At 30.7% G+C, this 18863-nt stretch carries 20 protein-coding genes; 1 reads left to right on the top strand and 19 read right to left on the bottom strand.

Annotated features, from left to right (window positions below):
• Positions 1-2 precede the first annotated feature (2 nt).
• The 13 genes from dapG to RDK80_RS05585 form a co-directional block, all read right to left on the bottom strand.
• Positions 3-1217 carry an aspartate kinase gene (dapG, locus tag RDK80_RS05645; RefSeq protein WP_216557335.1) on the bottom strand — a complete coding sequence of 405 codons (1215 nt, stop codon included), beginning with the start codon at positions 1215-1217 and terminating at the stop codon, positions 3-5.
• A gap of 161 nt (positions 1218-1378) precedes the next feature.
• Positions 1379-1777: a nucleoside-diphosphate kinase gene (gene ndk, locus RDK80_RS05640; RefSeq protein WP_216557332.1), complete on the bottom strand. Its 399-nt coding sequence runs from the start codon at positions 1775-1777 to the stop codon at positions 1379-1381.
• A 94-nt stretch (positions 1778-1871) separates the two neighbouring features.
• Entirely contained in the window at positions 1872-3479 is a 1608-nt protein-coding gene (locus RDK80_RS05635; RefSeq protein ID WP_308523741.1) for a DUF4179 domain-containing protein, read from the bottom strand.
• Positions 3480-3481: 2 nt separating this feature from the next.
• The gene (locus tag RDK80_RS05630; RefSeq protein ID WP_216557327.1) at positions 3482-3991 is read right to left on the bottom strand and encodes an RNA polymerase sigma factor; all 510 of its coding nucleotides are present in this window, start codon (positions 3989-3991) and stop codon (positions 3482-3484) included.
• Positions 3992-4088: 97 nt separating this feature from the next.
• The gene (locus RDK80_RS05625) at positions 4089-4745 is read right to left on the bottom strand and encodes a DNA-3-methyladenine glycosylase (RefSeq protein WP_246565670.1); all 657 of its coding nucleotides are present in this window, start codon (positions 4743-4745) and stop codon (positions 4089-4091) included.
• A 20-nt stretch (positions 4746-4765) separates the two neighbouring features.
• Positions 4766-5386: a GyrI-like domain-containing protein gene (locus RDK80_RS05620; protein WP_216557322.1), complete on the bottom strand. Its 621-nt coding sequence runs from the start codon at positions 5384-5386 to the stop codon at positions 4766-4768.
• A 136-nt stretch (positions 5387-5522) separates the two neighbouring features.
• Complete coding sequence (locus RDK80_RS05615; protein WP_216557319.1) at positions 5523-5822, bottom strand: hypothetical protein; 300 nt, start codon at positions 5820-5822, stop codon at positions 5523-5525.
• Positions 5823-5825: 3 nt separating this feature from the next.
• On the bottom strand, positions 5826-7181 hold the full coding sequence (locus RDK80_RS05610) for an acyclic terpene utilization AtuA family protein (RefSeq protein ID WP_216557316.1): 1356 nt from the start codon (positions 7179-7181) through the stop codon (positions 5826-5828).
• Positions 7182-7222: 41 nt separating this feature from the next.
• Positions 7223-8518 (bottom strand): CitMHS family transporter, encoded by a 1296-nt coding sequence (locus RDK80_RS05605; RefSeq protein ID WP_216557313.1) that lies wholly within the window; start codon positions 8516-8518, stop codon positions 7223-7225.
• 316 nt (positions 8519-8834) lie between these two features.
• The gene (locus RDK80_RS05600; protein ID WP_216557311.1) at positions 8835-10187 is read right to left on the bottom strand and encodes a sigma-54-dependent Fis family transcriptional regulator; all 1353 of its coding nucleotides are present in this window, start codon (positions 10185-10187) and stop codon (positions 8835-8837) included.
• Between the two features lie 59 nt (positions 10188-10246).
• Complete coding sequence (lepB, locus tag RDK80_RS05595; RefSeq protein ID WP_308523748.1) at positions 10247-10891, bottom strand: signal peptidase I; 645 nt, start codon at positions 10889-10891, stop codon at positions 10247-10249.
• Positions 10881-11270, bottom strand: a complete 390-nt coding sequence (locus RDK80_RS05590) for a DUF2500 domain-containing protein (protein ID WP_216557303.1) — start codon at positions 11268-11270, stop codon at positions 10881-10883. The genes lepB and RDK80_RS05590 overlap by 11 nt, the downstream gene beginning before the upstream one ends.
• A 48-nt stretch (positions 11271-11318) precedes the next feature.
• On the bottom strand, positions 11319-11933 hold the full coding sequence (locus tag RDK80_RS05585) for a hypothetical protein (RefSeq protein WP_216557300.1): 615 nt from the start codon (positions 11931-11933) through the stop codon (positions 11319-11321).
• A gap of 297 nt (positions 11934-12230) precedes the next feature.
• Here RDK80_RS05585 and RDK80_RS05580 point away from each other — a divergent pair, with 297 nt between their 5' ends.
• Positions 12231-12560 carry a 4a-hydroxytetrahydrobiopterin dehydratase gene (locus RDK80_RS05580; protein WP_216557297.1) on the top strand — a complete coding sequence of 110 codons (330 nt, stop codon included), beginning with the start codon at positions 12231-12233 and terminating at the stop codon, positions 12558-12560.
• Positions 12561-12614: 54 nt separating this feature from the next.
• Here RDK80_RS05580 and RDK80_RS05575 read toward each other — a convergent pair whose 3' ends face one another.
• The 6 genes from RDK80_RS05575 to RDK80_RS05550 all read right to left on the bottom strand — a co-directional run bounded on the left by RDK80_RS05575 (position 12615) and on the right by RDK80_RS05550 (position 18816).
• Positions 12615-14693 (bottom strand): methyl-accepting chemotaxis protein, encoded by a 2079-nt coding sequence (locus tag RDK80_RS05575; RefSeq protein WP_216557294.1) that lies wholly within the window; start codon positions 14691-14693, stop codon positions 12615-12617.
• 128 nt (positions 14694-14821) lie between these two features.
• Positions 14822-16000, bottom strand: a complete 1179-nt coding sequence (locus RDK80_RS05570; RefSeq protein WP_094902242.1) for an SAM-dependent methyltransferase — start codon at positions 15998-16000, stop codon at positions 14822-14824.
• A 153-nt stretch (positions 16001-16153) separates the two neighbouring features.
• Complete coding sequence (locus RDK80_RS05565; protein WP_308523740.1) at positions 16154-16876, bottom strand: NAD-dependent protein deacylase; 723 nt, start codon at positions 16874-16876, stop codon at positions 16154-16156.
• A 4-nt stretch (positions 16877-16880) separates the two neighbouring features.
• The gene (locus RDK80_RS05560; RefSeq protein ID WP_216557290.1) at positions 16881-17678 is read right to left on the bottom strand and encodes a cysteine-rich CWC family protein; all 798 of its coding nucleotides are present in this window, start codon (positions 17676-17678) and stop codon (positions 16881-16883) included.
• A 58-nt stretch (positions 17679-17736) separates the two neighbouring features.
• Positions 17737-18105: a zinc ribbon domain-containing protein gene (locus tag RDK80_RS05555; protein WP_216557287.1), complete on the bottom strand. Its 369-nt coding sequence runs from the start codon at positions 18103-18105 to the stop codon at positions 17737-17739.
• A 96-nt stretch (positions 18106-18201) separates the two neighbouring features.
• On the bottom strand, positions 18202-18816 hold the full coding sequence (locus RDK80_RS05550) for a hypothetical protein (RefSeq protein ID WP_216557284.1): 615 nt from the start codon (positions 18814-18816) through the stop codon (positions 18202-18204).
• Positions 18817-18863: the final 47 nt, after the last annotated feature.

Raw genomic sequence — 18863 nt, 5'->3', positions numbered from 1 at the left:
AATTATTTACCCAGTTCAAAATATTTGTGTAAAGCATTTACCGCTCTATTTGTATGCTCACTTTTTATTAGGCAAGAAATTGTAGTATGGGAGTCTGATGTCTGAAGTATTTCTATGTTTTCCTTTACTAATGCTGAAACAGCCTTTGCCATTACTCCAGGTATACCTCTCATCCTATTACCAATAATAGTAACTTTAGTACAATCAGTAATTAATTCATATTCATAATTCAATTCTTTCAATACTGCCTCTAATACTATTGATTGCTTCTCATCTATTATAAAAAATATTTGTTCGGGGTATATATTTATCATGTCAATACTTACTCCCGCCTTTGCAATACTGTCAAATAATATTTCTTGACTCTCATAGTCTAATTTATCAGGTATTATCTTAACTTGAATTCTATTATTTATATTAGCAACTGATGTAATTATTCTCGTATCTTCTTCTATATAAGATCTAGTTCTATGATAATTGGTAATTAATGTACCATTATAGTCTGAACTTGTATTTCTAATAACTATGGGTATATTAGAACGCATTGCTATTTCTACTGCCTTAGGATGCAATACTTTTGCACCATACTCTGCCATTTGAAATACTTCATTATAAAATATTGTATCCATTACCTTAGCGTCGGGTACTATTTTAGGATCTGCAGTCATTACTCCATCTACATCTGTATATATTTCTACTAATTCAGCATTTAAGGCTTCCCCCATTATAGATGCAGTTACATCAGATCCTCCTCTTCCTAATGTTGTAATATCTCCTTTTTCTGTGGTTCCTTGGAACCCTGCAATTATTGGTATAATTCCTTCTTCTAAGCTCTTTAATATTCTCATAGGTTCAACATGTAATATTTTCGCATCCAAAAAGTTCTCATCCGTTATAATACCTGCCTGCCCACCAGTGAATACGGCTGCTTCATATCCTCTTACCTTTAGTGTATTTGCCATAACAGTAGCAGATATAATTTCTCCACATGCCATTAAAATATCCAATTCTCTTGGATTAGGTTCTATCCCTACAGATTTAGCAAGTTGAATCAACGTATCTGTTGCATATGGATCTCCTGCCCTTCCAATAGCAGATACTACTACAACAGGATTTAAATGTTTATCTATTGCTGCTTTGATCTTATCTATAGCTAAATTCCTTCGCTCATCATTCATTACAGAAGTTCCACCAAATTTTTGAATTATTATTTTCATCATAGTCATCTCCATTAAAATTCTATATTATAATTATATCTTTATTCAAACATCATTACTTTTGACACTATCTATTATAATTTATATTTATTGCATTGTGAACTTCTTTATTGAATGATGAAAAATTTACTAGTCCATAAAAAAACAGCCCTAAGGCTGTTCTAGTTAAACCACAAATTTAATTCTCTCTCTGCACTAACTACTGAATCTGAACCATGTATTATATTTTCTGTTAAAGAATTTGCAAAATCTCCCCTTATGGTACCAGGTGCAGCTATTTTAAAATCCCTATGTCCTATCATTAGTCTCATAACCTCTATAGCTGATTCTCCCTCTACTTCCAGAGCCATAACAGGTCCTTCTAAAATAAAATTAACTAATTCTCTAAAAAAAGGCTTTTCTCTATGCTCCATATAGTGCTCTTCTATCAACTCTCTACCTGGTTGAAATAGTTTTGCTTTTGTTATTTTAAATCCCTTTCTTTCAATTCTCCCTATGATTTCCCCTATAAGTCCTCTTTTTACTCCATCGGACTTGATCATGATAAAAGTTTTTTCCACAGAATCACCCCTGTTTATTTTACTTAAATTATTTACATATTTTCGTATTTTTACCCGTTTTCCTCTAGTTATAACAAAAAGTAGTGGATATCCACTACTTTAGTTTTATAGTTGTTTCTTTATTTAGGTATTCAATATATCTTTGTCCTTGTACATGAAATTTTTCAGGAATTAATTCCTCAGTTTTGGATTCATGTATTTCTGGTTTCCCCCATACTAAGCCATTTTTCAGCTCTATCTTCTGCTCCTTATAGAACAAGCGACTATTTCCATCTCCTTCTCCCTTCTTTAACGCTCTGTCCTTTTTATCTCTAAATTCATAATCCGTTACCATACTGCGAGAAAAGGCTGATGGATTATCCTTAGCCGTGATTTTAAAAATAGAACTGCTATATTTTCTATTTTTACTTGTGTCTTCTCTTACTCTAACTTCAGTATTGTCTTTATTATATACAATCTCTTCAATAGTTATTTTATTCCCATTGTATTCTATAGTTTGAGGTAGATTATTTATAAAGATATCATAGCTTTTACTCTCCTCTACAGCATATTCATAAGACTCTATAATAAATTTTATCCTGTTGGGACTTTCCAGATATAAGGATTCAAGAATCTGATTCCCTATTGAATATCCAGGCTCATTTTTGGGATTCCTGTGAATATAGCCAGGCCCAGAGGATAAAGTCGAATACCCATACTTTTTAAGTCTATATCTGATTGAAAATCTTACATCTTCTAGTGAATACCCACGTTTTTCATTATAATTTTTCATTTTATACTCTATATTAGTTTTAGTTGGTGCTATAGTTATTTTTTGTATAACAACTTCATTTCCGTCAAATTCAATAGTCTTGTCTAGATTATAGGATTTAGATTTTATTTTCTTGGCAGGGATTTTTAGGTTCCAGCTTCCTTCTATACTTATTGTAGCTTTATCATCTTTATTAAGCACGGTAGATAATTTGTCTATATAAACATTTATATTTCCCTCATCTACATTTAGACTTCTAGTACTTACCATGATTCTGATAGTATTTTTTTCTTCTGAATATAAATTTGAATAAGAGGCTATTACTGGTAACTCTTCACCTTGGGAATTATTAGCTTTTTCAGAATGATCCAAAATATCACCCCCAACCTTAATTGGGAAATCTTCATTTAAAAATGAATCTTCATCTATCCTTGTAGTAGCTCCAAATCTTAAATCACCTTTTAAATCTTCTATCCTAAGAAATATAATTGTGTTTAATTCATCTGCTATTACTCCCTCAGCCGTAACTTTAATATCCTTATCTATTACAGATATATTTAACTTCTGCCCCACTCCTTTATTAAGCAATTTTTCCCAAGCTGTAATTGTTTTTTCGCTATCCTTTTTCCACCATTGTAAGTCCTCTAAACTATCTGTGGCAATAGCAGTAACCATTAGAATAAATAAAAGTATAATTGCAATAAAAGTAGTTCTTCTAAACTTTATTATAGGTTTAATTCTATACTCTTTCAGTTTTAAGTTTATAGTCTGTATTACATTAATCTTATTTACATTGCTTTCTATATAATCTATTGCAGACTTAGTCTCTTTATATTCAATACTACATTTATTACATTCTTCTATGTGATCTCTAAACAATATCTCCTCTTCTTCATTCAACACTCCATCTATATAATCTAACATTTTATCTTTAATTAGATTACAATCCACAGCTACACCTCCTTTAATAAGCTTCTAAGCTCTCTTAATCCTCTGTATATTCGGGATTTCACTGTTCCTATAGGGATGTCTAATATTTGTGATATCTCCTCCTGACTGTATCCAACTACATATTTTAATACAACAGATTCTCTAAATATTTCATCAATAGAATTGATTTCTTGAAAAAAATTATATTCATCAACATGATAATAATAGATTCCCATGTCTTCATGAAGCAATTCCTTTTTTCTACTTTTCAGACACTGCCTACATTCATTTATTAATATGGATATAAACCAAGTCTCAAATAGTTCAATATCTTTAAGTGTATTGATTTTCTCATGAACTTTTATTATTGTGTTTTGAAAGATATCTTCAATATCCTGATGATTATATACATAAGACCAAGCTATTTTATAAAATTTATCTTTTCCTTCCATAACCCAATGCATTAAGCTTTCTAAATCCCCTGATTTTACTTTTTTAACTAGTATTTTGTTATCAAGCTTGATAATGTCCATCCCCTCCTTCCCCTTACTAATTAGATGAATAAACACATGTAAAAGTTCCCGGAAAAAATAAAAGAGCAAAATTTTTTTGCTCTGATATCTATTATAACTATTTTCTCGATACAAAAGGATTATCTCTAATATAAAACCTCAACAGATAATCTTTAGCCATTTCTGCATAATCTATATTAATTCGTTTACTTCTTACAATTTCATCTAATAATAATTGTGGTGCATCTTCTACCCAAATCTTTGAATCTGTAACTACATCTGCTCCATAAAGTTCTTTTGTAATACCGTATGCCATGATAAATTTTGCCGGTCCATTAGTTAGGTTTATAATCTCTTTTCTTGGTGGATTTTCATATAACTTTTTATATCTATTTACATACATTTTTTCTATTCCCTCTATTGGTTCTATAGCTCTAATCAATACAGCTCCATGTACTCCCTTTTTTTCTGCTACAATATTGAAACATAGATACATACCATATATTGTATAGATGTAGACATGTCCTCCAACTTCATCTATTATCCTCGTCCTGTCCGTCAGACCTTTATTAAAATGAGCACCATCATCCTTTGCATTTATATAGGCCTCTGTTTCAACTATCTTTCCTCTATATATATTTTCTCCATCATTATATACTAAAATCTTTCCCAATAAATCCCTTGCAACTAATATGGTATTTCGTTCATAGAATTCTCTATTTAACCTCATTAACAACGACGCCCTTTCAAAACTATGATATCTTATGTTTTCCATAATTACTCTTCTTTATTAATTTATATTGTGACTTTAAATCTCAAAACAGTTTTCAATTTTTCAGGTTGGGTTTTTCTGAAGTCTGAAATATATATTTCTCTATGTGTTTTTTCTTTTCTAATTAAACCATTTGCCATGCAATACTCTTCCATAATTCTAAAACTTTTAGGTTCATCATCATAGCTTCCTATATGCATCATCTGAACACATAACCCTTCATGAAGGCTATTAAATCTAACTTTATCTAACAATTTATTTGATTTTTTAATCTTTACTCTTTCAATTATGTCCCTTGCCAATTTTTCTGTTACAAATTCTGGTTGTCTAATCATCAAAGTATAGATTAACTTGTTCTTATCTAAGAATTCTTTATCTCTAGCTTCTTCAGCTAAATCCCAAATCCCCTCCAAAGGAAAAACTGTATATTCATAATATCCCTCCGGAACTATTTCTGATTTGTAACTCATTCTAACTGCATAGGATAATGAATATAGTACTTCTATATAATCTGAAAATGAAGGGTCATTAGGATTGCCTTTTCCATCTATCATAAAATAATTCATCGCTGGTACATCTATTACTTCAGGTTTGCTCTTAGATAAATATAAACTTTTATCTTGTTTTCTCCATTCATATTTCAAGTTATCACTCCCTACTTTACATATGTTATGCTTAATTAATACTATATAATTTAACTATAACTAATAATGTCCCTGATAGCAATAATTTATATGTAATTAATGCTATTAGGGACATTAAATAATTATATTAATACATCTATATTTCCATTTCTAAGAGGGCTGAACTAAGACTTTTACCATGTTTATCAACAGCCAGTGATCTAGTTACTCCACCACCTAAGGCTTGATCCATGACAAAGTTAAGGCTACAAAGTAGTGGTAATTCATATCTTACCACTTCTCCTCGAACTATATCTTTAAACCATTCTTTTACTTTTTCTGCTGTTACCTTTTCTTGAATAATTTTATAATCTTCTTCATTATATACTATTAAAGAAATATTAGATATATTTCCCTTATCTCCTGTTCTAGAATGGGCAATTTCACGTAGTTTCATAATCTATACCTCCTCATAAGTAACATCTATGTTTATATCTTCTCTAGGAACAAATATAGACGCAATTGCTATTACTTCTTTCACGGCATTTATTGCTCCTCCACCTGCAGCTGGTCCATTAGTATATAAAGCTTCCACTTCTCTTGCTATTTTTTTGGCTTCCTCTTTTGAACTGGTTCTGCCTGCTACTCTTAATCTAACTTCTTTGCTTAAAGTTTTATCAGAAAACATGTTATCACTTATATTATCTTTATACAAAGAATTGACTCCAATATAATCTATTCTAAGTTCATCATACTTGCAACCAATAATATCTAATCTTTTCTTTATTATTTCACCAGCCAATTTAGCTCTTTCATAGGCACCAGATCCGCCGTAGCTAATTTCACCTTCACCAATATAACTATCCCTATATCCAATACTTACCTTTAAGGTATTTGGTTTTTTTCTGCCTTTAGCACCTCTTACAAGTATATTATTCTTCTTAATTTCTTCCATGGTAACTCTTGTATAGTCAGCAATCCCATCTGGAGTAATATAGGATGATGGATCATGAATTTCATAGAGAAGTTGCTCTTTACAAGTCCCTGTGGTGATAATTCCTCCGGAGCCTTCAACTTTTGTTATAACTACATCTCCATTTTCCATAACTTCTGCAATTGGGAAACCTAAATTCCATAGATCAGGAACATCTTTATAACCAGGGTCTGCAAAATACCCTCCTGTAACCTGTCCTCCACATTCTAATAAATGACCTATCATAATTCCCTTCCCTATTAAATCATAATTATTAGATTCCCAACCAAATTCGTATACTAAAGGAGCCAGCACCAATGATGGGTCTGCACAACGTCCTGTGATTACAATATCGGCACCATTTTTTAAAGCTTCAACTATACCATCGATTCCCAAGTATACATTGGCTGATACAATTTTTCCCTCTAGAGAACTAAGTTTAGTATCTAATTCCAAAACATCATAACCCATATAATCTGTAATATACTCGCTTATATCATCACCTAATACGGCAGCAATCTTCAATCCTTGTAATCCTTTTGAATTTGCCATCTCTTTTACCACCTTTACTGCTGCCAAAGGGTTAGCCGCACCCATATTAGTTATTACTTTTATTTTATTACTTGCACATAATGGTAAAACCTTATCCATTCTATATTCTAAAAGTCCATTATATCCTTTTTCTGGATTCTTAAGTTTTTGCTCTTGAGCTATAGCTATGGTTCTCTCAGCCAAACACTCAAAAATTATATAATCTACATCACCATTTTCCATTATCTCTAAAGCTGGTTCTAACCTATCACCACCATATCCAGCACCAGAGCCTATACGTATTTTTCTCATAATAAATCCTCCCTTATATAGTTTATGTTTCAGTTAATTATCTAGATAGAAATTACTCCAATTATCAAAGCAACAATTAACATAATAATAGTTGTCGCAAAGGCATATGGTATAGTTTTCTTTTGATGATCACCTAAGTCCACTCCTGTCAATCCTATTAATAAAAATGTAGCACCAGTTAACGGACTAATTGGGAATCCTGTAGTCATCTGGCCTAGAATAGCTGCCCTTCCAACATTCAAACTATTTACGCCAAAAGCGCTAGCTGCCTCGGAAAGAACAGGCAATACCCCAAAATAAAAGGAATCAGGATCAAATAACAAACTAGCTGGCATAGCAAATATGCCCGTAATAATTGGTAAAAATTTACCTATAGATGCAGGTACTATTGCAACAGTAGCCTCTGCCATAGCCGTTAACATTCCTGCACCTTTTAATATACCAGTGAAAGCACCAGCTGCAAATAGAATACTTGCCATCATCAGTGCTGCCTTTGCATGAGCATCCACTCTATCTCTTTGATCTTTTATATTAGGATAGTTAATAACTAGTGAAAAGGCAAAAGCAAACATAAATATCACTGTTGGAGACAATTTTCCCATTATCAAGACAACTACACAAATTATAATAGTTAATATATTTATCCAAAACATATGAGGTCTTGCAAGTTTTGCTTTTTCTTCATCTACAGATGTAGTTGTTTCAATGTCTTTTAATTGAACATTGCCAATTCTTTTTTTCTCTTTAACACCTAATCTATAAGATATAAAAATCACAAACAACAAACCAACTAATACTGGAACTAACATAGGATTAAAAAGTTCAGTAACAGGTACATTTAAAGATGAGGCAGCTCTTAAAGTTGGTCCACCCCATGGCACAATATTCATTGTACCTGCAGCTAATGCAACTATAGTTGCTAAAGTGCTTCTTTGCATTCCTAGTGCATCGTATACAGGAAGCATTGCAGGAATAGTTACTAAAAAAGTAACAGCACCTGATCCGTCTAAATGAACAAGCATAGCTAATACAGCAGTTCCTATTGCTATCTTTACAGGATCACTTCCAACTACTTTTAAGATTTTTTTAATTATAGGGTCAAAAGTTCCCGCATCAGTTAAAACACCAAAGAATAAAATTGCAAAAATAAACATTGTACCTGTAGGGGCAATAGCTTTGATTCCATCTGTAATAAATGTATTAAGTTCGCCACCAAATCCGCCAATTACAGCCGCTACTGCAGGCACCACTATTAAAGCTACAACAGGAGATGCCTTCTTGGTCATAATAAGAACTAGTAAAACAACAATAGTTAATAAACCTAATAATGCTAACATACTATACCTCCTAAATAATAATTTCATTTGTCCACTAAATATTGCAAACATTATGCCAAGTATTAGATGGTTTCTAGAATAATATTTGAAATCCTTGATATTTACATGTTTTTTAAATTTAAATTATTATTAATAAATAAATTAATATCCAAGTTTCAAGAAAATTGTTCAAAAGCTAAATTTAATAATGGATATAATTCTAAATTATTAGAATTATATCAACTACCCTTAATCATTGAAGGAGTTCAACTAATCCTTAATACTGTATAAATGAATTTCTAAATTCTTATAAAAAAGCAGGCTTCTTTCTATAAAATTAGAAAGAAGCCTGTTTCATTTTGTTATAAAGGGTTGCTAATGAAATTCCAAGAGCTTCAGCAGCCTTGCTCTTCCCCTCTACATCATGTCCATATATGGATAAAGCTTTTTCAATCTCAGCCAACTCAGCCTGTCTCACTACCTCTTCCATAGGCTTTAGTTTCGCTAGATTATTTTTTACACTTTGAATCTGAATTATCTTCGGCAAATGTTCTTCTCGGATGTTAAAATCCTCAGTCATATTTGCAGCAAATTCTAGAGCATTTTTTAACTCCCTTACATTTCCAGGCCAGGAATAATTAATAAGTATGTCTTCTGCCTCAGGACAAATATTCGTAGCCCTTTTCATTTTATAGGAGATACTATTTAAAAAGAAGTCAATAAAATGTCTAATATCTTCTTTTCTTTCTTTTAAAGGAAGTACATTTACTGGAAAAATTGCTATCCTATAGAACAAATCTTCTCTAAATTTATTTTCTTTGATCATCTGTTCTAAGTTTCTATTAGTAGCGGCAATTACTCTTACATCTATATCTATTTCTTCTAAGCCGCCTATTCTTCTAATAGTCTTTTCTTGAAGAACTCTTAACAATTTAGCTTGGAGGCCAAGTTGCATTTCTCCTATTTCATCTAAAAAAATAGTTCCTCCATTTGCCAACTCAAATAAACCTATTTTACCACCCTTTTTCGCTCCAGTAAAAGCTCCTTCTTCATATCCAAAAAGTTCAGATTCTAACAAATTTCCATCGAAAGTAGCACTATTTATAGCTATAAAGGGACCATTTTGACGATTGCTTGCATTATGTATAGCATGCGCATATAGCTCCTTACCAGTCCCACTTTCCCCAGTAATCAATACATTAGAATCTGTATTGGCTATCTTGACAGCTAAATTTTTCGTATCTATAGATTTTTTATCTACTGATATAATATCCTTAAAAGAATAACGTGCTTTCTCAATGCCTTTCATACGCTCTTCTAGCTTTTTTATAGTAGAATTAGACTTTCTTAATTCTTCAGATAATTTGTAAAGATCACCTATTTCATTTGCTATAGAAATTCCACCAATAATTTTTCCACTTTCTATTATAGGAGCCATATTCACAATATATTCAACATCCCCAACTTTTCTTGGTGCTCCTAATATTTGCTTACCACTCTCAATAACAGAAGGCAAACGAGCACCAGGTCTAGTTTCTGATAATGGTTTATCTACTATATCTTCAAATTCTACTTTAGTTATCCTAGTATAGGCTGGGTTTATATATTTTACAACTCCCTTATCATCTGCTATTAATACTCCATCATAAAGGGCATCCAATATAACTTTAACCCAGTTATCGATTTTCATTATATCAACTCCATTAAAAATTTAAATATACAATAATTATTTTTACTTTATTGTAAAACTTATCCTATCTTCCCGATTCTTTTAACAGGCCAAAACCTAAATACTACTTTTCCTTTAATCTGTTCATAATCTATTAATCCTAATATCCTGCTATCAGTACTATTTTCTCTATTATCTCCTAAAACAAATACCTTGTTTTCTGGAATGGTTAAAGGATAAGAAAAATTCGAATTTTCAAAGGTTTGTCCTCTTGCATAACTTTCCTCTAGTTTTTGTCCATTTACAGTTACATTCCCATCTTTAATATCTACAATATCTCCTGGTACAGCTATTACTCTTTTTATTATATACTTTACTTCTATATTCTTTGTAATCTTACTATAAATATTATCAATAATATCTTTGCCTTCTGTAATAGTATTGATAATTATTCCTTTTTTACTCTGAGACTTACTAAGAATTGCTATTTCACCTGCCTTAGGTTGAGAAAAACTATAGCCAAGCTTATAAATGAATATTTTCTCACCATCAGCAAAACTTGGCTCCATAGACTCTCCGTTTACCTCAGTCATAGAAAATATATTTCCTAAAACAAATAAAGTTACTATAATTGTAATTCCAATAGTCATTATCCACTCCAATACTTCCCTTAAAAAGCTCTTATTTGCTTTTTTATAACTAGTTATAGATAAATTATTCTTCATCACTTGATCCAATCCTTTCAAATCCATGATATCTAGTTCCCTGAAATGTAAGTTTTCCAATATCACCTTCAACTAACATTCCATATTCCTTACCTGATATATGAAACTCCATCCTATCTCCAGATTCAACTTCAAAGGTAGCATAATAAGATGTGCTAGTAGACGAATGCATATTATTATGGTTATTATGATGTGAAGTATTAGTTCTTTTAGTAACTAGTTTAGCTACTACTTTTAGAACTGGTTGTTTATTATTTGAACTCCATTCACTAATTCCTTTTATAATAGTAAATATAATAATACCAAAAACCAATAAAAAAAATATTGGGAAAATAGCCCCCATAATTGAGAATGTATCAAATGGTGAATATCTATACATAATACCCCTCCTAAATTTTCCTTTATTATATCATATTACTAATATAAATTATTGCAGCTCATGATAAATTCTTATTTCATTAGTAATTCCATCTTCAACTTCAAATACAATAAAGTTAGGTTCAACATCATCTTTAAATATATAAGCACAGTTATTCGAATCTGTTCTTCCATCTTTTAAGATTTCAACATTTCCATAAAGTTCTTTTATCCTATCTAACTTATCTCCTATAGTTAACCCCTTCTCTGTAGAATAATTTTCATTTGTAACCGTCATAGATAAAATCCAGAAACCACCATTTCCTGCTTTTTCTGGTGAAAACTCTTCTATTATTAAACCATCATAAGTTAAGGTTTTAATGCGAGAACCATTAAATGTATCAGATTCTTCACCTAATATTTCGATTTCTTCTGATATTGGAGTACCTAGTATACTACTTAAGTTGTTATGGTGCTCTCTTATTGATATATATTTATCCTCAACTTTAATAGAGAAATCAGAGACTATTTCATCAACTGAATCTTCCCTCTGAATAGATTTGTCTAAAGAAAAATTATTGGAATTTGATAGAAAATCATCTACATTATCTTCTGATCTTTTTATGATTCCTATTACAGTTGCTGTAAGCACAATAGCTACTATAATAAAAACTATCTTCTTCATCTTTTTTCCTCCGCGTATTCATGTAATTGTACAAATTATACCTAATTTCTCTTTATTATATCATATTGCTATTATACAAGATGTTACAAAAAAATTAAATCTTCTTCTGCCAGTAATAAATTTACATATTATAACTTTTCATAATCCATAGAAAAGTCTGATTTACTTTTAATTTTATGAAAATTCACCTCGATGGATTACAGTAAAACTACCTATAATCTTTCAATAGAAGCTTTTTATCTCTTATTATTGGGTATAGATAGAATAAAAGTAATTTCTTATGTCGGAGGTGTTTATATGAATGATTTATTATCTAAAAAGTGTATTCCCTGTAACATAGGTGCAGCTCCTTTAAATCAAGAGGAGATTTATGATTATTTGAAAAATCTTAAAGATGGTTGGCAAGTAATGGAGAGAAAATACATCGAAAAGACATATAAATTTAAAGACTTTATAGAGGCATTAAATTTTACCAATAAGGTAGGTGAACTAGCTGAAAAGGAAGGGCATCATCCTGATATATATCTTTCTTGGGGTAAGGTGGTTTTAAAACTTTGGACACATAAAATTAAAGGACTTCATGAAAATGATTTTATTTTAGCAGCCAAAATTGATAATATAGTTTAAGAAGAAAGCTGAGCTAATGGAAACTCTCTAGCTCAGCCTTTTTATAGCTTATTACTATAATTTAAATCTGTTGACTAATTCATTTAACTTTTGTATAGTATTGGATAAATTATTTGTATTATTAGCTACAGTTTCCATTGTTGCAGCCTGTTCCTCCATAGAAGCTGATAATTCTTCTGTAGATGCTGCAGTCTCTTCCGTTACAGAAGATATACTTTGAATAGCCAGTATTACATCTTCTTTTTCATTATCTACTACTTCTAATCTTTCATCTAATTGTTTTATAGCTTCCATAGATATTAATATGGCTTTATATATTTCATCAAAGCTTTTTTTAACTTGTTCTAAAGTATTATTTGCATCATTTAATGATTCCTCTGATTCATCCATACTTACCTTTGTGGTTTCAACTTCAGATTGAATTGCATTTAATATATCTTCTATACTCTTAGTAGCATGACCTGTTTGCTCTGATAATTTTCTTATTTCTTCTGCTACTACAGCAAATCCTCTTCCTGCCTCACCCGCCCTAGCTGCTTCTATCGCAGCATTTAAGGCCAATAGGTTGGTTTGTTCGGAAATACTAATTATAGTATTTAATATACTTCCAATGGATTGAGATTTTTCTGATAGAGAGTTGATATTCTCTGCAACCATAAGAGTAGATTTATTTGTTATATTGAATTTCTCTACCATATTCTCCATAGATTTCGAGCCTTCTTCACTTATTCTTTGAGCCTTTGCTGAGCTTTCTACTAATGTTTCACCGTTTTCTACTGCTGCCTTTATTTCATTAGCTAATCTATATAATTTTTCCGAACCTGTTTCTGCATCTTCAGCTTGTCCCATAGAAGCTTGTGCCAGTTCTTCTACAGTTTTAGCCATATCATTTATCGATTGAGTAGTTTCATGAGTAGCTGTAGTCAGGCTAGCAGTATTTTCTACAATATTTATTGTAGTATCTTCTATTGATTTTATTGCTTTTCTCATTTCTTCCCTCAAAGCTCCAGTAGCTCTAAATATAGAACCCACTTCGTCTTTTCTATTAAGTAGATCCCTTATTTCCTTAGTTTCTTCAATATGAGTTAAATCCAACTTAGATGTCGTATTCAATATCTCTGCTGAAAACACTATTGGATTAGAAATCTTTTTTCCCAAAACAAAAGAAATAAAAGTTGTTAATACTGCTGCTATAAGAACAACCCCTAAGATAATATAAATAGTATTATACATTTCCTTTAATATTTCGTCTTTTGGTACAGTCATGATTATAATTTTATCATCATATAGCTTTGAAAAAGCCATAACTTTTCCTTCACCTCCAAATTCAACATCTGTCACTCCTGCACCTTTACTCTCTATTTCATCTACGATATAACTATATTCTCCATCATTCATGGTTTTCAAATTACTACTACTATCTAATGTTGGATGAATCAAGTAATCATAATCCTTATTAAGCAAGAAAGCATATCCTGTATCATATAGCTTTATATTTTTAACAGTATTTACCAATTCCTCTACACTAAGGTCTATGCCTATTGCACCAATAGGTGTATTATTGATAATAATAGGCATCGAATATGTAATTACATTTAAGTTGGCATTACTAATATACATATCACTCCATAATCCCTTACCTAGTTTTATGCAATCAAAATACCAAGAAAATTTTGGATTATTTTCATCTTTACTAGTAAATCCTGTAGGCAGTGCCTTTTTCACATTTCCCTTTTCATCAAAGTGAGCCCATACTCCCTCTGTTCTTCCAGTATATTTAGAATCAAATGCTATAAATATTCCAAGAGATTCTTTAGCATCTTTGGACATTCTCGCTACTATTGGCCCTAAAAAGGTGTCACTATAGTTAGAAAGATATCCTTCTTCATGTAATCTATTTATATCAATAGTAGTATCAATATTTTGATATATAGCAGTTGCTGTCGTTTCATAAAAAGCTAAATTTAAATTATAATCTTTCATATAGAGTTGTGTCTGATAATCGAGGGCAGACTTCATCTCTTTTTCTATTACACTTGTACTCCTAAATATACTAGTCACACCAACTAGCATAGACATTGCTATAGCACAGCTTAGAACTGTTATTACGATTCTTGTACTAATTCTCTTCATTTTATCTCCTCTTTCTCTGATTGTATAAATGATTGTTAATATAATTACTATCGACATTATCAGACAATTATTTAGTTTTACAACTCTCTAAATAGATTAAAGACCCTAATATTAGGATCTTTAATAGTCTATTTATTTAGCTGTGACTCTAATCTCTCTCCAAACTCCTTTTCAATATATAAATCTCTTAATCCCCAGAATTCTTTAAACTTCATGTATTTATCTATATATTCTTTATTATCCTTATCGTTATTTTTTACTGCCCTTATCAATATATTTTTAGGCGTATGTTCCATATCTATGAATTCCAGCAATTGTACTTGATAACCTAAAATTTCTAAAACATTGGCTCTTAGACTATCTGTCACTAAAGATGCTAACTTTTCCTTTATTATTCCATGCTTTAACATTGGTTCTAATGTTACATTGTCAATTTTATCATAGATTTCATGCTGACAACAAGGTACCGAAAGAATAGCCTCTGCCTCCCAATTTACAGCCTTAACTAACGCTGCATCAGTAGCAATATCGCAAGCATGAAGAGTAACAACCATATCTACATTACTAAATGCTTCATAATCTTTAATATCCCCATAAACAAATTTTAATCTATCATAATTTAAATCAATTGCTACTTCGTTACAAAAATTAATTACATCTTCTTTCAAGTCAAGACCTATTATATTTACATCTAAACCTAAAATATTTACTAGATAATAATATAATGCAAAAGTTAAATATGATTTTCCACATCCAAAATCTATTATATTTAATGTTTTATCCTTATCTATCTTTGAGATAACATCAGCTACCATCTCTAGAAATCTATTTATCTGCCTAAACTTATCGTATCTTTTAGAAACTACTTTACCTTTTTCATTCATTACGCCTAGTCTTATTAGAAAGTCAACTGCTTCTCCATCTTCAATTATATAAGACTTTTTTCTATTATGTGATAGGTCTGCTTTCTCTTTTGTAGGCTTCTTTTTTAAAATAGAAGCTTTCCCTTTCTTATTTATCAATATCTGGTAATCTGCTTCCCTTGTAAAAATTACTCCCTGCCTAAAACTTTGTATTAATAGATTTTCGATTTCCTTTATCGCTTCCGAAGCATCGAGATTTTTATGCAATACTTTGTTTTTATATTCATACACGAATTGCAATTTTATTTCTTCTCTTATAAGTACAGGTTTTATGGTTACTTTATTAAAGCAGTCCTCATCTTTCTTTCTTAAATTACTAAGTACTCCATATATTATTTCATCACTAAAAATAATTTCCTCTAATAATTTTATGACTTGATTCATTGAAAATCTCCTTATATTTCATAATCAACTACTACTCTAGACTCTCTTACTTTTCTCATATATTCAGCTATTTTTACATGATTAGGATGTTTTTAATAAATATTTTATCATCTTCCCCTACTCCTTTATAGCGTTTTAATTTTAATCTTTATTTTATAATATACTGCCTAATACTTCTCCTATGCTACTATTAAAGTTAAGTAAAGCTCTTCTATCATATTGTGTCTCGGATTTGTTGATTAAAATTAATTTATTTCCTCTATAATATTCAACTAAACTTGCAGCTGGATAAACTGTTAGAGATGTTCCACCTACTATTAAAACGTCAGCATTCCTAATATATTCTATGGCTTTATTTAATATATTCATATTTAAGCTTTCTTCATAAAGAACTACATCTGGTTTTACGATTCCGCCACATATATCACACGTAGGTACTAGATGAGATCTAAGTACATAATCTAAGGAAAAGAATTTATTACATCTATCACAATAATTTCTATGCACTGAACCATGAAGTTCTAGTACATTCTTTGCCCCTGCCATCTGATGAAGCCCATCAATATTTTGTGTAATTATAGCTTTAAGATTTCCTCTATTCTCTAGCTCTGCCAATGTAATATGTGCTAAGTTTGGTCTTGCTTCTGTATATATCATTTTAGTTCTGTAAAACTCAAAAAAATCTTCAGTATCTCTTTTATAGCATGTATGACTTAACATATATTCAGGAGGATACTTTAAATTCTTAGAGGTATTATAAAGACCTGCTGTAGATCTGAAATCAGGTATATGACTTTCAGTAGATACTCCTGCGCCCCCAAAAAATATAATATTGCCACTATCATTAATTATTGATTTCAATTTTTCTATAGTCACATTATCAACTCCTATATTTATCAATACAAGATTTGCATATGCAAGCCTTTCCCTTCTTATCTTCAGGAATTATATCTAAAATTCCCTTTGGTATTACAACATTATGACACCAGCATTCTTTACTATGTCTACAGTTATTATTTTTACCACAAATAGGACATGTTACTTGTTCTAAATATTTTTCTATCACATCACTGTATACTTCCTCGATATCTTTATTATCTTTAGCTGCCTGTAGGAAATATCCAATTCTATTTAACTCTTTTCCAAAATCTATAGCTAAATTATTCGTTTCTCTCCATGTATTTAATATATCTTCCATTCTAGGATGTTTCCGCTCATATTCATAAGCAGCCTGTAATATTAGTTGGAAAACCTCTATCTCATCTTCTCCTTTTTTCGCGACTATTTTCTTATTTTTAATATAATCAAGTTTATCGTTTAATGATATAGCACCTGCAAATCTATCTTGTGCTCCGTATTGTATATTTCGTATATTCATCATAACCATTGTACCAAAACACATGGGACAAGGCTCCATAGTTGTATATAATATGTAACTTCTTATATCAGGATGATTATTCTCTCTCAATCCTAGCATTGCATTTATCTCAGCATGAGCCATATTAGTTCCTGCAATTGAATTGTCACTTATTTCATCAAAAATCTGATTTTTCCCTCTAGATACTATATTACCATCTTTTGATGTAATTACACATCCAATTGGTATTGTTCCTCTTTTATAAGCTTCCCATGCTAACTTAAAAGCTTCTTGCCATGGTTTATCTAATTTATTCCACACGGCTCTCCCCCCATATTTCATCTAAATTCATAATATCATATTTTCCTATAAAACCTTATTAAAGCTTTCTTCCGCATTTAGGACAATACTCAAAATCAGTATCAATTGAATAATTACAATTTGGACAAACTTGCTCCTTATTATAATTTATATTTATAGGATATAATTCAGATTCATCAATCCTACTCTTTTTCCCTCTTTCAATAGCTTTCCCTAAATCTTCATTTATAGTAAATAGACTACCACAGCAAGTACTTCTTACATAATATTTTTTATTCCATTTAAAAATTGGAATGAAAAACAAACTAAAATATGTATAAGTCATAAAAACTTCCAATCGTCCATAGGAACTACAATTTGGACATATCATAGTTTGAACAAAATCAATACTTTTTTCCTTTGTAGATATTCCAAATACAAAAAACATTTTCTCCCTCTTCTCCTATACTTTGAAATTTAACAATACTATCATTCTAAATGTGAAATATCAGCTTCCAAATATAACACTAGCTTTATTTGTCTTTTACTTCAATGTAATCTCTGGACCTTCATCATATGCCGAACCCATTATACAAAGTTTATCTAATACCAATGCAAATAGCATATATAAACTCTTAAGTCTCTCAATATCTTTAATTACTCCCATGGTTTGGAAATAGAGTTCATCAACTCCTTCTGGAAAATCTGTACCAAACCAACCTTCATCATTTTTTACTTCAAGATATATATTATCTTGAGAACTTATAAGTTCACGAATCTTATCACTTGAAAATAGTTCTATTAGTTTTGCCTCATCATTTCCTTTTATAATAAATTTCTCATCAAATTCTGGATATCCTATTTCTACATCCTGCATGCCTAAAGTTTTTCCTATTTCACTAAACCATCCACTTTTATATATCTTAAAATTAAACCCATCTTTATTTACATAAGGTGCTCTTATCCTAGTGTATGTTGTACTTGTTTTTCCGGTGGATTGTGTATATGTATCCAATGTAACTACCCAATTTTCAAATCTAGCAACTACCTTTTTGGATTTCCAAAATCCCTCATTTATAAAATCTGCTCCTATCTCATTTGCAAATTGACTCCATATTTCTTCTTGACTTGGTCCGAAAATACTTCTTAATAGACTCATAATATCACCTCTGCTTTATTTTATACCCTATATCTGGGCTACTAAAG

It is taken from the genome of uncultured Tissierella sp., assembly GCF_902479755.1.
GTDB lineage: Bacteria > Bacillota > Clostridia > Tissierellales > Tissierellaceae > Tissierella > Tissierella carlieri.
The sequence above is the reverse complement of the archived record's forward strand: the minus strand, read 5'-3'. Positions and strand labels throughout refer to the sequence as shown.

Excerpts from the sequence above, each read along its gene's own strand:
- lepB (WP_308523748.1), bottom strand. The coding sequence starts at position 10,891 with ATGAAGAATAATTTATCTATAACTAGTTATAAAAAAGCAAATAAGAGC.
- RDK80_RS05605 (WP_216557313.1), bottom strand. The coding sequence starts at position 8,518 with ATGTTAGCATTATTAGGTTTATTAACTATTGTTGTTTTACTAGTTCTT.
- RDK80_RS05570 (WP_094902242.1), bottom strand. The coding sequence starts at position 16,000 with ATGAATCAAGTCATAAAATTATTAGAGGAAATTATTTTTAGTGATGAA.
- RDK80_RS05625 (WP_246565670.1), bottom strand. The coding sequence starts at position 4,745 with ATGGAAAACATAAGATATCATAGTTTTGAAAGGGCGTCGTTGTTAATG.
- RDK80_RS05600 (WP_216557311.1), bottom strand. The coding sequence starts at position 10,187 with ATGAAAATCGATAACTGGGTTAAAGTTATATTGGATGCCCTTTATGAT.
- RDK80_RS05585 (WP_216557300.1), bottom strand. The coding sequence starts at position 11,933 with ATGAAGAAGATAGTTTTTATTATAGTAGCTATTGTGCTTACAGCAACT.
- dapG (WP_216557335.1), bottom strand. The coding sequence starts at position 1,217 with ATGAAAATAATAATTCAAAAATTTGGTGGAACTTCTGTAATGAATGAT.
- RDK80_RS05575 (WP_216557294.1), bottom strand. The coding sequence starts at position 14,693 with ATGAAGAGAATTAGTACAAGAATCGTAATAACAGTTCTAAGCTGTGCT.
- RDK80_RS05630 (WP_216557327.1), bottom strand. The coding sequence starts at position 3,991 with ATGGACATTATCAAGCTTGATAACAAAATACTAGTTAAAAAAGTAAAA.
- RDK80_RS05580 (WP_216557297.1), top strand. The coding sequence starts at position 12,231 with ATGAATGATTTATTATCTAAAAAGTGTATTCCCTGTAACATAGGTGCA.
- RDK80_RS05555 (WP_216557287.1), bottom strand. The coding sequence starts at position 18,105 with ATGTTTTTTGTATTTGGAATATCTACAAAGGAAAAAAGTATTGATTTT.
- RDK80_RS05610 (WP_216557316.1), bottom strand. The coding sequence starts at position 7,181 with ATGAGAAAAATACGTATAGGCTCTGGTGCTGGATATGGTGGTGATAGG.
- RDK80_RS05590 (WP_216557303.1), bottom strand. The coding sequence starts at position 11,270 with ATGTATAGATATTCACCATTTGATACATTCTCAATTATGGGGGCTATT.
- RDK80_RS05615 (WP_216557319.1), bottom strand. The coding sequence starts at position 5,822 with ATGAAACTACGTGAAATTGCCCATTCTAGAACAGGAGATAAGGGAAAT.
- RDK80_RS05550 (WP_216557284.1), bottom strand. The coding sequence starts at position 18,816 with ATGAGTCTATTAAGAAGTATTTTCGGACCAAGTCAAGAAGAAATATGG.